This window comes from Meridianimarinicoccus marinus (genome assembly GCF_040689105.1).
In the GTDB taxonomy this organism is placed as follows: Bacteria; Pseudomonadota; Alphaproteobacteria; order Rhodobacterales; family Rhodobacteraceae; genus Meridianimarinicoccus; species Meridianimarinicoccus marinus.
The window spans coordinates 1-14144 of record NZ_JBFBVU010000036.1 but is presented as its reverse complement, the minus strand read 5'-3'; the positions used below and the strand labels follow the sequence as shown (position 1 = coordinate 14144).

Sequence of the window (14144 nt, the reverse complement as noted above, 5' to 3'; positions counted from 1 at the left end):
TTCAGCGAAACATCGGTGGGCGGGCATCGACCCAGGCACCGTCTTTCCCGGCCGAGGTCACGGCCGCATGCACCGCCGCCATCGACCGCACCCCATCGGCCGCCCCCGGCAACCCGTCACGCACTTCGCCCCGGATCGCATCCGCCAGATCGCAATAGATATTGGCCACGGCCAGCGGGAACCCTTCGGGATGGGCAATGGACACCCGCGACAGGCGTTGCGCATCGGCATGCAGCCCGCCTTCACCCTTCTCGATGATCTGGGTGCGTCCGCCAACCGGGGTATAGATCAACTGGTTGGGCTGTTCCGACGCCCACCGCAACCCGCCGGTTTCGCCGAACACCTGAATGTCGAACCCATGCTGCCGCCCGATGGCCACCGAGGACGTCCACAACCGCCCGACCGTGCCACCGGTCATACGGAAGTTGAGCATCGCGTCGTCCTCCAGCACCCGGCTGGGGATGGTCGAGGCGAAGTCGGCAGCCAGTTTTTCAACTTCATCGTCACAGATGAAGCTGGCCATGTGCAGCGCGTGAATCCCGCAATCGGCGAATTGCCCCGAGACGCCCGCCATCGCCGGATCATAGCGCCAGCGCACGCGCGGATTGTCCGCATCGGTGGCATCACCGTGATGGCCGTGGCTGAAATTGGTCACCACCAGCCGAACCTTGCCGATCTCGCCCGCCCGCACCATGGCGCGCGCCTGCCGCACCATCGGATAGGCCGAATAGCAATAGTTGACCGCGCAGATCTTGCCGGTCGCCTCGGCAACGCGCACAATCTCCTCGCCTTCCTCGACGGTCATGGTCATGGGTTTTTCGCACAAGACGTTGAACCCGGCCTCAAGGAATGCCTTGGTGATCTCGAAATGCGTGGCATTGGGCGTGGCGACGGTGACCAGATCGACGCGATCGCGCCGGTCGCGTTCGCCGGCCAGCATCTCGGTCCAGTCGCCATACGCACGATCCACCGCAATACCAAGACGTTGCGCATAGTCGCGGCCCGCGTCGGGACGGTGATCCAGGGCTCCGGCGGCAAATTCGAAATGGCCGTCCGCCAAAGCGCCAAGGCGGTGCGCCGGGCCGATCTGGCTGCCTTCGCCGCCGCCGATCATGCCCCATTTCAGCTTCGTCATCTGTTCGGCCCTTTCACTTGAAACCGATGGATTCGAGGTATTCGCGGTTGCACCGGTTGTCCGCCATGGGCGTGACATCCAGCGTCGGATCAATGTCCTGCTCGACTGTGCACCAGCCTTCGAAACCGTGGTCCAGAAGCACTTGCCGCACGGCCGGGAAGTCGACATCGCCAAGCCCAAGCTTGCAGAAGATCCCTTTGCCGCAGGCGTCGTAGAACCCGGTCCGGCTGGCGATGACATCTGCTTTGACTTTCGGCTCTATATCCTTGAAATGCATGTAGGAAATGCGATCCATGTGGCGCTTCATGAAGGCCACCGGATCAAAGCCGGCATAGGAGTGATGCCCGGTGTCGAAACAGATTTTCAGGATCTTCTCGTCGACCTCTTCGAGCAGACGCTCAAGCTCCGGCTCGAAATCCATAAAGCCCGCGGCATGGGCGTGGATGCCGACGGTCAGGCCATATTCCCCGGTGCCGATGCGTGCGGCCTCGGCCAGCCTGTCGCGGAAGGCGGTCCATTCGGCCTTGTCCATCTGTTCGGCCTCATCGGCCCGTCCAGCAGTCGGGGCCCGGCGCGGCGAGATGGAATCGATCAACACCAGATGCTGCGCGCCATGCGCCACCAGCGCCCTGCAGGTGCGGTGGGTGCCGTCCAGCACGTCATCCCATTGCGCCGGATCGTGAAACGCCCGGAAGACAACGCCGCCGATCAGCTCCAGACCATGCTGGTCCAGCGCTTCGGCCAGTTCCTCCGGATCCTCGGGCATGAAGCCGACCGGCCCCAGTTCGATCCCCTTGTAGCCCGCTTCGGCGCATTCCTTCAGCACCGTCTGCCAACCGGGATTGCGCGGATCGTTGGCGAATTCAACGCCCCATGAGCAGGGCGCATTGCCTATGCGAATGGTCATTCTGGAAGCCTTTCAGATGGTCGGGTCTTGCGGAACGTCCTGCCACGCCCTAGTGCGGGACGAGGTCAGAGCGGCCTGAACAACGCGCATGACGGCCAATCCGTCGCGGAACGTGGGCCAGACCGGAGTGCGGGTTTCGATCGCGCGCAGGAAATCATGCGCCTCGATGATGATCTGATCCTGATAGCCGGTGCCATGGCCCGGCCCCTGGCAGAACGGCAGATAGTCGGGATGGGCGGGGCCGGTCAGGATCTTGCGAAAGCCGCGTTCGGCCTCGGGCCCCTCGGCGCGGTACAGCCACAACGCGTTCTGGTCTTCCTGGTCGAACCGGATGGCGCCATGGGTACCGTGCACCTCGTAAGCATAGCCCATCTTGCGACCCGTAGCGATCCGGCTGAAATGCATTTGCCCCATGGTGCCATTGGCAAAGCGACACATGATCTGGGCCTGATCGTCGTTGGTCACAGCACCACCCGGCCGCTGGGTATGCACAGTCTCGACCTCGGCCACAAGACTGGTGACCGGTCCGATCAGGGCAAGGGCTGCATTGATCATATGGGGGGCGAGGTCGCCCATGGTGCCATTGGCCATTCCCGAGGTGCGCCACGTCGCCGGAGCATCGGGATCGGCATAAAAGTCCTCGGTATGTTCGCCGCGAAACCAGGTGACGGTGCCGATGGCGCCTTCGGCAATCAGCTTGCGTGCAAACTGGCTGGCAGGGGTGCGAATATAATTGTAGCCGACCATATTGGCCACGCCGCTGGCCTCGGCAGCGGCCACCATGGCCTCGGCATCTTCCAGCGAGGCACCCATGGGCTTCTCGCACAGCACCGGCTTGCCAAGGGAAAAGGCAGCCTCGGCGATCTCGCGGTGCAACTTCTGCGGCGTGGCGATGACGACGGCCTCGACATCCGGATCCGACACCAGTTGATCCCAATCGTCGGTGCCGCGCCGAAACCCGAACGCCTGCCGATAGTCCTCGGCAGAGGCTTTGGTGCGTGCGGCGATCATTTCCAGACGCGGACGCAGGGAAGTGCCGAACTGAGCCCCGACTGCGGTCATGGCGACGGCATGGGCCTTGCCCATGTAGCCCCCGCCCACAATTCCAATACCGATCTCGGCCATGGCGTGCTGCTCTCCAAATTCAGTTTGCAACCGGTTGCAAAACTAGTATCCTCAGAATCAACATCACGCAAGCGGCAATCGTTTCCGACGGGACGCTGGCAAGGCAAGGAAGGATCCACAGGCATGAGCGAGACGACACTCCGCCTGACCACGGCGCAGGCCATCGTGCGCTGGCTGGCAAACCAGTACATCGAGATTGACGGGCAGGAGCATCGCCTGTGCGGCGGCGGCTTCGGAATCTTCGGGCATGGCAATGTGCCTTGTCTGGGCGAGGCGCTGTACCAGCATCGCGACGCGCTGCCCCTGTATCGCGGACAGAACGAACAGAGCATGGGGTTCGCTGCAGCAGCCTATGCCAAGACATGGCTGCGGCAGCGGTTCATGTTCTGCACCGCTTCGGCGGGGCCGGGCACCAGCAATCTGACCACGTCCTCGGCGCTGGCCCATGCCAACCGCCTGCCGATGCTGATGCTGTGTGGCGACACCTATGTCACCCGCCTGCCGGATCCGGTGCTGCAGCAGATGGAGAATTTCTATGACCCGACGCTGGGGGTCAACGACGGCTTCCGCCCGATCACCCGCTACTGGGATCGCATTACCCACCCGGCGCAGGTGATCCAGTCGCTGCCGGCAGCGGTGGCAACCATGCTCGATCCCGGCGATTGCGGTCCTGCCTTCATCGGTCTGCCGCAGGATGTGCAGGGCTGGGCCTATGACTATCCGGCGGTGTTCTTCGAGAAGGAGGTGCATCGCATTCGCCGGATCATGCCGGACGTGGCGGAAGTGGCCGATGCGGCAGAACTGCTGAAGGCCGCCGAACGCCCCATGATCATTGCCGGGGGCGGGGTGCAGTATTCCGGCGCGGTGGCGGAATTGACCGCTTTCGCCGAAGCACATCAGATCCCGGTGGTCGAAACCATCGCGGGGCGTGCCAACATGCTGGCGACGCATCCGCTGAACATCGGGCCGGTTGGCGTGACCGGGTCAGACAGTGCAAATGCCATTGCCGAGAAGGCGGATGTCATCCTTGCCGTGGGCACGCGGTTGCAGGATTTCACCACCGGTTCCTGGACTGCCTTCGCGCAGGATGCCCGGCTGATTTCGATCAATGCCGCGCGCCACGATGCGGGCAAGCATGGTTCGGTCCCGGTCGTGGGCGACGCCCGTTGCGCGCTGGAAGCGCTTGGCGTGGCGGCGCAGGGCTACACTGCACCAGCGGGCTGGACGACACAGGCGCAGGAAGAACGGCGCAAATGGGATGCCTATGTGGCCGACAACGTTGCGCCCGGCAACACCCCCAATTCCTATGCGCAGGCCATCGGCGTGGTGAATGCGCTTTGCGATCCGCGCGACCGGATCGTGACCGCTGCGGGGGGGCTTCCCGCCGAGGTGACCGCGAACTGGCGGACGCTGGACATTGGCACGGTGGATGTCGAATTCGGCTTTTCCTGCATGGGCTACGAGATCGCCGGCGGCTGGGGCGCCCGGATCGCCCAGGCCGAGCGCGAGCCCGACAAGGACACCATCGTTCTGGTGGGCGATGGCGCCTACATGCTGATGAACTCCGACATCTATTCGTCTGTGCTGACCCGGAAAAAGTTGATCGTGCTGGTGCTCGACAACGGCGGCTGGGCGGTCATCAACAAGCTGCAGAACAATGTGGGCAGCGAAAGCTACAACTGCCTCTACGAGGACACGCCGACCATCCCCGAAGCCTTCGACGTGGACTTCGAAGCCCATGCCGCCGCGATGGGGGCCACTGCCGAAACCGTCCAGAACCCGGCAGAACTGGCCGAGGCGTTCAAACGCGCAAAGGCGTCGGACAAGACCCATGTAATCTGCATGAAGGTCGCGGCCTACGGGGCCTGGACCGACAAGGGCCACACCTGGTGGGAATGCGGCACGCCGGAAGTCAGCGAAAGCCCGCGGGTGCGCGCTGCACATGAAGACTGGGAATCCGCCCGTCCCCGTCAGCGTCGGGGGGTGTGATGAGCACGTTGATCGACGGCATCCGGAAAAGCCGTTTCGTGGTCTTTGGTCGGGCCGGGATGGACATGTTTGCCGATCCGCCGGGCACCAAGGCCGAACACGCGCAAAGCTTCCGCGCCGATCTGGGTGGCTCCTCGGCCAACATCTGCGCCGGGCTGTGCAAGCTGGGGGCGCATTCGGCCCTTGTGACCTCGGTCTCGAACGATTGCGTCGGGCGGTTCTGCACCAACCGGCTGAACCACTACGGGGTCGACACGCAGTATCTGCGGGTTCTGGACGGCGAATATCGCGTCTCGCTCGCCGTGTATGAAAGCACGATGGAGGACTTCCAGAACTGCATCTACCGCAACAACGCGGTGGATTTTCAGGTCACGCCGCAGGACGTGGATCGGGTCGACTACGGCGCCTATGGCGCGCTGATCACCGCCGGGACGGTCTTCGCCGCCGAGCCGTCGCGCGGGGCCACCTTTCGCGCCTTCGAAAACGCCCGTGCAGCGGGTCTGCCGGTGATCTTCGACATCGATTATCGCCCCTATTCCTGGCCCTCGCCCGAGGTGGCGGCCGAGGTTCTGTCCCGCGCCGGGGCGGAAAGCGACCTGATTGTCGGCAACGATGAAGAGTTCGGTTTCATGGCCGGCGGTCTCGACAAGGGGCTGGACAAGGCGCGGGAACTGGCCGCGCAACCCGGCCGCATCGTGATCTACAAGATGGGGCAGGAGGGTGCCATGACATTTGCGGACGGGCAGGAGATCCGCACCGGTGTTTTCCCGGTCACCGCCGTCAAACCCAATGGCGCGGGCGACAGCTTCATGGCCGGCCTGCTGGCCGCGCTGGCCGAGGGCCGCGCGTTGCGCGACGCGGTTCTGCGCGGGTCCGCCTGCGCCGCCATCGTCGTTTCGCAACCGGGCTGCGCCCCGGCGATGCCCACCACCGCAGAGCTTGAACAGTTTCTTGCCACCCATCCCGGCCCGACCTCGGTCTGACCCCGCCACGAATACGGAAGAACCGCCATGCATATTCCCCCCTTTGACAACGCCAACACCCCGATCGTCGATGCCGATGATCCGCGGGTTCCGCTGAACTATTTCAACATCGTCAAGCTGAAGTCCGGCGAGGCCTTCGAATACCAGGTGCCGGGATATGAGACCTGCATCGTGCCCGCCACCGGCACCGTCGATGTGGATGTGGAAGGAGTTGGCTTCGCCTCCCTTGGCAACCGCGGGATCGATGTCTGGGACGGCGAGCCCGAGGGCGTCTATGTCCCCTCCGGCGCGAAGGCCCGCATGGTGTGCCGGTCCGACAGTGCCGAGGTCTTCATTGCCGGGGCGAGGTTCGACAGGGTGCTGGAGCCTTTCGATGTGCGGGCCGATGGCATCGACTTTGTGCAATACGGGTCCGACGACACCAAGACCCATCGCAAGATCAAGCACATCCTTGGCCAGAAACAGCACGACAAGGTGGGTCGCCTGCTGGTATCCGAGCTTTACACCGTAGGGCAGGGCGGCTGGTCTGGGTTTCCCTCGCACAAGCATGACACCGACCGCCTGCCCGATGAAACCCGTCACGACGAAACCTACAATTTCCGGTTCCGGCCCAGCCACGGCTCGGGCCTGCAGATGCTGCAGCGCGTCGACAATGAACCGGGCGATGCCTACCACATTGTCGATGGCTCAACGATCCTGATCGACAAGGGCTATCATCCCTGCTGCGCCCTGCCGGGATACGAGATGTATTATTTCACCATTCTCGGCGGGCTGAGCCAGCGATCTCTGGTGCAGTTCTTTCAGCCGACCCATGCCTATCAGGTCGAAACGATCCCCGGGATCAAGGACATGGTGGCAAAGTTCAAATGACACTGGCAACCCTTGCTGACGTCCTGCAACCCGCGTTGAAGCACCGCTATGCAGTGGCCGGTCTGGTCACCCTGGGGTGGGAGGACATGCGCGCCTATGTGGCCGCCGCCGAAGCCGAAGGCACGCCGGTGATCCTTCAGGCCGGGCCCAGCTGTCGCGCGCATACGCCGTTGCCCATTCTGGGCAAGATGTTCCGGCATCTGGCCAAGGAAGCCTCGGTGCCCGTGGTGGCGCATCTGGATCACGGCTACACGATGGAGGAGTGCCGTCTCGCGCTGGACAGCGGCTTCACCTCGCTCATGTTCGACGGGTCCCGTAAACCGCTGGAACAGAATATCGCCGAAACCGCCGCCGTGGCCGAACTGGCCCATGGTGCGGGGATTTCCTGCGAAGGCGAGATCGGCTTCGTCGGCTATTCCGGCGGCGAGAATTCCGCCGGGACCGACCCCGAGGAAGCCGCGCGCTTTGCCCGCGAAACCGGAGTGGATGCAATGGCGATCTCGGTCGGCAATGTGCATTTGCAGACCGAGCGTGACGGCGGTTTGGACGAGGCGCGGATCCGGGCCATCGAGGCTGTGACCGAGGTTCCGCTGGTCATCCACGGCGGGTCCGGGGTGCCCCATGCCCAGCGGCGGACACTGGCCACGACCTCCTCGATCTGCAAGTTCAACATCGGCACCGAACTGCGCATGGTGTTCGGTCAGGCGCTGCGGGACGCGGTCAACCGCGACCCCGACCGGTTCGACCGTGTCCAGATACTGCAAGAAACCCACGAGCCCCTAGTTGCCGTTGCGCGCGAGGTCTTGCGCGGCTTCGGCGGCCCCAAAACAAGGTAACATCCGATGCGGATAGGACTTCTTGGATGCGGACGCATCGGCGGGGTGCACGCCGACAGCATTGCACTGCTGCGCGAAGTGACGCTGGTGGCCGTGGCCGATGCCTTCGATGCTCCGGCACAGACACTGGCCGCCCGCACCGGGGCCGAGGTGCGCAGCATCGATGCGCTGGTGGCGTCGGACGATATCGACGCGGTGGTAATCGGCACCCCGACCGACACGCATTATGATCTGATCCACGGGCTGGCGGCGCGCGGCAAGGCGATCTTCTGTGAAAAGCCGATCGACATGTCCGCCGACCGCATCCGCGACTGCATCCGCGCGGTCGAGGCCGCTGGAATGCCTTTCATGACAGGCTTCAATCGGCGGTTCGACCCGAATTTCCAGGAATTGCAGAAGACGATCCGCGACGGCGGTCTGGGGAATGTCGAGATCGTCACCATTCTGTCGCGCGATCCGTCGCCGCCGCCGCATGCCTATGTGCGCAGCTCGGGCGGTCTGTTCCGGGACATGATGATCCACGATCTGGACATGGCGCGCTTCCTGTTGGGAGAGGAGCCGGTCAGCATCCACGCCATCGGCGCGGCCCTGGTGGACCCCGAGGTGGCCACCCTTGGCGATGTGGACACGGCGGCGGTCAACATGATCACGGCCAGCGGCAAGATCTGCCAGATTTCGAACTCCCGCCGGGCCACCTATGGCTACGATCAGCGGATCGAGGTGCATGGATCCGAGGGGCTGCTGCGCGCCGGGAACATGCACAAGACCACGCTGGAACGGGCGGACAAAAGCGGATTTCGCAAATCCCCGGTCGAGGACTTCTTCCTGCAGCGGTATCAGGCGGCCTACGCCGCCGAGATGGCCGCCTTCGTGGACAGCGTCCGTGAAGGGCGGCCCCCGCAGCCGTCGATCCATGACGGGTTGCAGGCGCAGATCCTGGCCGATGCCGCGACGGAGTCCTGGCAGAGCGGACAGGTGGTGCGGCTCGACACGCTATAGCCCGCGTCGGTGCGGGTGTATCGGCGATGCGCGGTCCAGCAAGGTCTCTGACATGACGTCACCGGGGCCCACTCCGGTGGCGATTTTCTGTTGCAGGGTGCGGAGCGGTCAGACAGCCCCGTTGATTTCTTCGGACGGGTGGTTTACGCCGAAGGCGTACTGAAATTTCCGGTCTTAGAAATGAAAATTACAGCCAAGGATGTTGCGCTCCGCTGCAATACATCGACGGCCGCCGTGTCGCGGGCGTTTCGACCCGAGTCCTCGATTGCGCCCGAAGTGCGCGCCAGGATCCTGGAAACCGCGCGCGAGATGGGCTACGCGCCGCCACAGGTCCGCCGGTCGGGGCCGCGTCGGATCCGGGCGCTGTCACTGGTCGTAGGGGATATTACAAACCCGTTCTATCCCGCCATCCTGGATCGCTTTGCCACGGAAATCTCGAAGCAGGGACGCGATCTGGCGGTGCATTCCGTCCCACCAGGCCAGACCGTCGACAGCGTCATGCCGCAGGTGTTCCGCATGCGCACCGATGCCGTGGTGGTGACCTCGGCCAATCTGTCGTCCCGTCTGGCGCGCGAGTGCAAATTGCGCGGCATTCCGGTGGTGTTGTTCAATCGCGTGCAGGCCGACGCGACGATCAGCGCCGTGTGCACAGACAATTACAATGGCGGCCGCACGGTGGCCGATCACCTTGCCAACAAGGGGTGCCGGACCATCGCTTTCATCGGCGGCATTCGCGATACCTCGACCCACCTGGAACGGCGGCGCGGGTTGCACGATGCCCTGTCGGAACGTGGCATGAAGGTCGCCTACGAAGGGGCCGGCCAATATGACTATGGGGTGTCGCGGGGTTTTGCCGACCTGCTGTTCCGTGATCCCAAGCGCCCCGATGGCGTGTTCTGCGCCAATGACATCACCGCCATCGCAGCCATCGATTCTGCGAAAGAAGCCGGTCTGGTACCCGGCCGCGATGTCGCCATTGTCGGGTTCGACGATGTACCGATGGCGGCATGGGCGTCGTACAAACTGACCACGGTGCGGCAGAAGACCAACCAGATGGTGCGCAACACGCTGGATTTGATTGAAGAAACGGTCCTGGACCCGGATGCCCAGGGCAGCGTGCGCATGGTGCGCGGGGAATTGATCCTGCGTGAAAGCGGGTAAACCAGACAGAAATTTTCATTCGCAGGTGCAGAAAAATTGCGTGCCGTGACGAAAAGGCTAGGACACTCCCATCCGAGCCCGCACCGGACATCCGATGTGCCGGGCAAGTCACCACGGAGGAGACACCTGTGACCGCATTCTTCAAAACCACCACTCTTGGCCTTGCCGTCGCCCTGGCGCCGCTGGCCGCTGGCGCGCAAGAGCGTCTGGCGTTCGGCTCGACCAACGCGCAAAGCGCCCACTACGCCTATTTCGCCGCCGTCGCAAAGGTGGTGAACAACGCCAACGACGACTACCAGGCCTCCGTGGTCGAAACCGGCGCCACCGTCGATAACCTCAAGCGCATGGCGCGCGGGCAGCTGGACATCGGCCTGATTACCACCAGCGCGCTGTATCATGCCAACGCCGGCATCAAGACCTTCGACGGAAACCCCATCGAATCCAAGCTGCTGTGGGCCTATTCGCTGGCGCCGCAGAACGTGGTGGTCCGGCGCGACTCCGGCGTGACCGAGATCGCCGGTCTGGACGGCCAGCGGTTCGGGCCGGGCCAGCGCGGCAGTTCGACCGAAGCCACCTCGCTGGACGTGATGTCCACCCTCGGGATCGCACCAGACTGGGTGCGCGGCTCGAACGGGGAACTGGCCGCTGCCATCAAGGACGACCGTGCCATCGGGTTCATCAAATCCGCCGTCGGCACCAAGTTCGACGCGCTGACCACTGACATCGCGACCTTCACCCCGGTGCAGGTGCTGGGCCTGACCGACGCGCAGACCGCCACGATCCGCGCCGACTTGCCGGAACTGTCGGTTGTCGAGATGCCGGGCGGCGAGATGGAAAACTCTGGCCCCTACACCACCTGGGGCTTCATGATCGGCGTGTCCGCGCGTCCCGACCTGCCCGATGACGTGGCCTACAACATCGTCAAGGCGATCATGGAAGACACCACCGAGCAGGCGACCGCCTTCCCGAATGTCGCCGGCCAGAACCTTGCCGAACTGACGCTGCAATACGCCACCTCGAAACTGCATCCCGGCGCTGTCCGCTACTTCGAGGAAATCGGCCTGACCGTGCCCGACAACCTGAAGTGATCAGATCCCTTTTTCCCGCCGAAGACCGCTTCGGCGGGAGAACCATTCCCGGAAGGAACCTCCATGGCCAATATCACTGACCTGGAAGCGGAAGGCACGATCCCCATGTCCCGTTGGGAAATGGCGACCTCCGCACTGGCCGTCGGCATCGGCCTTTTCGTATTCTACACATCGTTCTTCGGCGCCTTCGAGACGCTGATCCAGCGCGCCATCTTCGTGGCGCTGATCACGTGCCTTGGCGTGCTTCTGTTTCCACTGGGCAAGGGCAAGGTATGGCGCCCGGTCGGCGCTGTAATCGACGTTCTGTCTGCGGGTTTCGTGGTGGTTTCCGCAGCCTATATCGTGTTGAACTTCGAAAGCATCATGATCGACCTGCCGTTCGCCGAGAACATCGACGTGGTTCTGGGCATGGGCACGCTGCTGATCGTCCTGGAAATGGCGCGGCGCAGCGCCTCTTTCGTGTTTCCCTTCATCGTCGGTGGCGTAGTGCTGTATGCGCTGCTCGGCGACAAGATCTCGGGGCCGTTCGGGCACCGTGGCTTTGACGTCTACTATCTGACCGAAGTGATCTTCCTGTCGGATCGCGGCCTTTGGGGCATGCTGGTCTCGATCGCCTCGACGACACTTGCGGCCTTCATCCTGTTCGGCGCGCTGTTGCTGCACACCGGGGCCGGGCAGACCTTCTTCGATCTCAGCGCGCGGGCGGGTGGCAAAAGCCCCGGCGGCGCGGCCAAGATCGCCACCATCGCCTCGGGCCTGTTCGGGTCGATCTCCGGCTCGTCGGTGGCCAATATCGCCACAACCGGCAACTTCACGATCCCGCTGATGAAGCGCCTGCGCTATCCCGCGCCCTTCGCCGGCGCGGTCGAGGCCGTGGCTTCGACCGGGGGCCAGCTGGCTCCGCCGATCATGGGCACCGCGGCCTTCGTCATGGCCGAACTGGTCGGCGTGAACTACTGGACCATCGCCGCCGTGGCCTTCCTGCCCGCCTTGCTGTTTTACCTCGGCGTGTTTTCGACGGTGCATCTGATCGCCCGCCGCACCAACCTGGGCGCGGTCGACCAGGGCGAACTGCCGAACTGGCGCGAGGCACTGAACTGGCGCCGCATGGGACCGATCCTGGCCGGTGTCGCCGGCCTCGCCTTCGGCATCGTCAACGGCAACTCGATCCAGTTGACCGCCTGCTATGGCATGATCGGCATCGTCGTGGCCTATGCAGCCGCCACCCTGACCTCGGGCGGCACCCTGCGCGAGGTCGTCCTGACCCTGCTGCGGGCGCTGGAAGATGGCGGCAAGGGCGTGGTGATCGTCGGCATCCTGCTGGTCGCAGCGCAGGTCTTCGTGGCCATCGTCAACCTGACCGGCGTCGGCGTTGCCGTGACCTCGTCGATCCTGGAACTGGCCGATGGCAACCTGATCATGATCGCGCTGATCATGGCCGGTGTCTGCCTGATCGCGGGCATGGGGCTGCCGACCTCGGCGGCCTACGTTCTGGTCGCGGCAGTCTTTGCCCCGGTGCTGATCCAGCAGGGTCTGGACCCGGTCACGGTGCACCTGTTCGTGCTGTATTACGCGGTTCTGTCGGTGATCACACCGCCGGTCTGTGTCGCGGTCTTCGTGGCTGCCACGGTGGCCAAGACCAACTGGATGCAGGTGGCCGGGCAATCGCTGCGGCTGGGCGGCACCGCCTATGCCATCCCGATGCTGATGCTGATCTATCCGGGGCTGTTGCTTCAGGGGTCGGCCCTGGACATCATCATGGCGCTGCTCTCTGGGATCGGCTTCACCCTGGGCGTGGCGGCCTTCTTCGCCGCGCAGCCGATCTTTCACCGGTTCAGCTGGGTGCTGTGGCTGGTGCCGGTGGCCCTGCTGCTGATCCCGCAGTGGCCCGCGACCATAGCCGGTGTGCTGATCATGATCCTGTTCTGGATCCTTGCGCGGGGGCAAAAGCCCCGCGCCGTCCCGATCCCAGCTTCGGAAGGCTGACATGACCGTCAATTCTGATTTCAAAGACCGGCTGGCCGCCGGCCAGAAGATGCTTGGCGTCTTCGTCAAGACCCCGCAGCCCATCGTGATCGAGATCCTGGGCCAGTCCGGCCTGGATTTCATGGTCATCGATGCCGAGCACGCGCCGTTTGACCGGCAGGCCATCGACACGGCGATGATCGCCGGGCGTGCCGCCGGATGCCCGATCATCGTCCGGGTGCCGAAGGGCGATCCGGAAACCCTCCTGGGGGTGCTGGACAGCGGCGCCGCCGGTGTCATGGTCCCCCATGTCTGCTCGGTGGCGCAGGCCGAAGATCTGGCAAGGGCCGTGCGCTACGGTCCCGGCGGGCGCGGGTTCGCGGGCACCACGCGGGCGGCGGACTATGCCCGGCGCGGCTTACAGGAACACTTCGACCAGACCACGCGCGAGGTTTCGCTGATTTGCCAGATCGAGGATCCCGAAGGCTACGACGCACGGGCCGGCATTGCGGCCGTCGAGGGGGTCGATGCGCTGTTCGTTGGCCGCGCCGATCTCTCGGTGTCCTACGGATTCCGCGATTTCTTCGCCCCGGAAACCGCCGAACGGTGCCGCGAAGTGCTGGGCCTCGCGGGCGCGGCAACCGGCCTGTATTGCGCACCGGGCGAAGACATCACGCCGTGGCAGCAGGCTGGCGGCAGCCTGTTCGTCATCGGCTCCGACCATACCTTGATGACCCGAGGGGTCGCGCAGATGCGCGAGACCGTGTTCGGGTCGCCCGACTCGACGAAAGGACCCATCTCATGACCATCGAGTATCTCAAACGCGGAAAACCTCAGGCCGACCGGGCCGAAGACGACGCCAAGACCGCCGCAGTCGTGGCCGCAACGCTGAAGGATATCGAGCAGCGCGGCGATGAAGCGGTGCGCGAACTGGCGGTGAAATTCGACAAGTACGACCGCGACAGCTACCGGCTGAGCGAGGAAGAGATCGAAGAGATCATCGCCAAGGTCAGCCCGCAAGACCTTGAAGACATCCGGTTCGCCCAGGCGCAAGTGACCAACTTCGCCCAGGCGCAGCGCGACTCG

The 14144-nt window shown here is 64.1% G+C and carries 13 protein-coding genes; 10 read left to right on the top strand and 3 right to left on the bottom strand.

The genetic code is table 11. The annotated features are described in order from the left end of the window. Position 1: 1 nt before the first annotated feature. From AB0T83_RS18180 to AB0T83_RS18170, 3 genes are read right to left on the bottom strand one after another with little or no spacing between them, the layout of a single operon-like run. Positions 2 to 1135 (bottom strand): Gfo/Idh/MocA family protein, encoded by a 1134-nt coding sequence (locus AB0T83_RS18180; protein ID WP_366194646.1) that lies wholly within the window; start codon positions 1133 to 1135, stop codon positions 2 to 4. Positions 1136 to 1148: 13 nt separating this feature from the next. Further along, positions 1149 to 2042 carry a TIM barrel protein gene (locus tag AB0T83_RS18175; protein WP_366194645.1) on the bottom strand — a complete coding sequence of 298 codons (894 nt, stop codon included), beginning with the start codon at positions 2040 to 2042 and terminating at the stop codon, positions 1149 to 1151. A 12-nt stretch (positions 2043 to 2054) separates the two neighbouring features. Further along, entirely contained in the window at positions 2055 to 3167 is a 1113-nt protein-coding gene (locus AB0T83_RS18170) for a Gfo/Idh/MocA family protein (RefSeq protein ID WP_366194644.1), read from the bottom strand. A 123-nt stretch (positions 3168 to 3290) separates the two neighbouring features. Between AB0T83_RS18170 and iolD the strand changes: the two genes are divergently transcribed. From iolD to AB0T83_RS18120, 10 genes are all read left to right on the top strand, one after another. Continuing rightward, the gene (iolD, locus tag AB0T83_RS18165; RefSeq protein ID WP_366194643.1) at positions 3291 to 5156 is read left to right on the top strand and encodes a 3D-(3,5/4)-trihydroxycyclohexane-1,2-dione acylhydrolase (decyclizing); all 1866 of its coding nucleotides are present in this window, start codon (positions 3291 to 3293) and stop codon (positions 5154 to 5156) included. Continuing rightward, on the top strand, positions 5156 to 6139 hold the full coding sequence (iolC, locus tag AB0T83_RS18160; RefSeq protein WP_366194642.1) for a 5-dehydro-2-deoxygluconokinase: 984 nt from the start codon (positions 5156 to 5158) through the stop codon (positions 6137 to 6139). Before iolD ends, iolC begins: the two co-directional genes overlap by 1 nt. A gap of 27 nt (positions 6140 to 6166) precedes the next feature. Then, positions 6167 to 7009 (top strand): 5-deoxy-glucuronate isomerase, encoded by an 843-nt coding sequence (locus tag AB0T83_RS18155; protein ID WP_366194641.1) that lies wholly within the window; start codon positions 6167 to 6169, stop codon positions 7007 to 7009. Further along, positions 7006 to 7845: a class II fructose-bisphosphate aldolase gene (locus tag AB0T83_RS18150; RefSeq protein WP_366194640.1), complete on the top strand. Its 840-nt coding sequence runs from the start codon at positions 7006 to 7008 to the stop codon at positions 7843 to 7845. Before AB0T83_RS18155 ends, AB0T83_RS18150 begins: the two co-directional genes overlap by 4 nt. A 6-nt stretch (positions 7846 to 7851) precedes the next feature. Then, positions 7852 to 8844, top strand: a complete 993-nt coding sequence (gene iolG / locus AB0T83_RS18145; RefSeq protein WP_366194639.1) for an inositol 2-dehydrogenase — start codon at positions 7852 to 7854, stop codon at positions 8842 to 8844. Between the two features lie 180 nt (positions 8845 to 9024). Next, complete coding sequence (locus AB0T83_RS18140) at positions 9025 to 10005, top strand: LacI family DNA-binding transcriptional regulator (protein ID WP_366194638.1); 981 nt, start codon at positions 9025 to 9027, stop codon at positions 10003 to 10005. Positions 10006 to 10133: 128 nt separating this feature from the next. Beyond that, entirely contained in the window at positions 10134 to 11093 is a 960-nt protein-coding gene (locus AB0T83_RS18135) for a TAXI family TRAP transporter solute-binding subunit (RefSeq protein ID WP_366194637.1), read from the top strand. A 63-nt stretch (positions 11094 to 11156) separates the two neighbouring features. Then, positions 11157 to 13079, top strand: coding sequence for a TRAP transporter permease (locus AB0T83_RS18130; protein WP_366194636.1), 1923 nt, complete (start codon positions 11157 to 11159; stop codon positions 13077 to 13079). Between the two features lies 1 nt (position 13080). Then, positions 13081 to 13863: an HpcH/HpaI aldolase family protein gene (locus AB0T83_RS18125; RefSeq protein ID WP_366194635.1), complete on the top strand. Its 783-nt coding sequence runs from the start codon at positions 13081 to 13083 to the stop codon at positions 13861 to 13863. Continuing rightward, on the top strand, positions 13860 to 14144 hold a 285-nt coding region (locus AB0T83_RS18120), incomplete at its 3' end, for a histidinol dehydrogenase (RefSeq protein WP_366194634.1). The genes AB0T83_RS18125 and AB0T83_RS18120, both read left to right, overlap by 4 nt.

Coding starts and splice junctions, on each gene's coding strand:
- AB0T83_RS18180 (WP_366194646.1), bottom strand. CDS start 1,135: ATGACGAAGCTGAAATGGGGCATGATCGGCGGCGGCGAAGGCAGCCAG.
- iolD (WP_366194643.1), top strand. CDS start 3,291: ATGAGCGAGACGACACTCCGCCTGACCACGGCGCAGGCCATCGTGCGC.
- AB0T83_RS18140 (WP_366194638.1), top strand. CDS start 9,025: ATGAAAATTACAGCCAAGGATGTTGCGCTCCGCTGCAATACATCGACG.
- AB0T83_RS18150 (WP_366194640.1), top strand. CDS start 7,006: ATGACACTGGCAACCCTTGCTGACGTCCTGCAACCCGCGTTGAAGCAC.
- iolG (WP_366194639.1), top strand. CDS start 7,852: ATGCGGATAGGACTTCTTGGATGCGGACGCATCGGCGGGGTGCACGCC.
- AB0T83_RS18125 (WP_366194635.1), top strand. CDS start 13,081: ATGACCGTCAATTCTGATTTCAAAGACCGGCTGGCCGCCGGCCAGAAG.
- AB0T83_RS18155 (WP_366194641.1), top strand. CDS start 6,167: ATGCATATTCCCCCCTTTGACAACGCCAACACCCCGATCGTCGATGCC.
- iolC (WP_366194642.1), top strand. CDS start 5,156: ATGAGCACGTTGATCGACGGCATCCGGAAAAGCCGTTTCGTGGTCTTT.
- AB0T83_RS18175 (WP_366194645.1), bottom strand. CDS start 2,042: ATGACCATTCGCATAGGCAATGCGCCCTGCTCATGGGGCGTTGAATTC.
- AB0T83_RS18130 (WP_366194636.1), top strand. CDS start 11,157: ATGGCCAATATCACTGACCTGGAAGCGGAAGGCACGATCCCCATGTCC.
- AB0T83_RS18170 (WP_366194644.1), bottom strand. CDS start 3,167: ATGGCCGAGATCGGTATTGGAATTGTGGGCGGGGGCTACATGGGCAAG.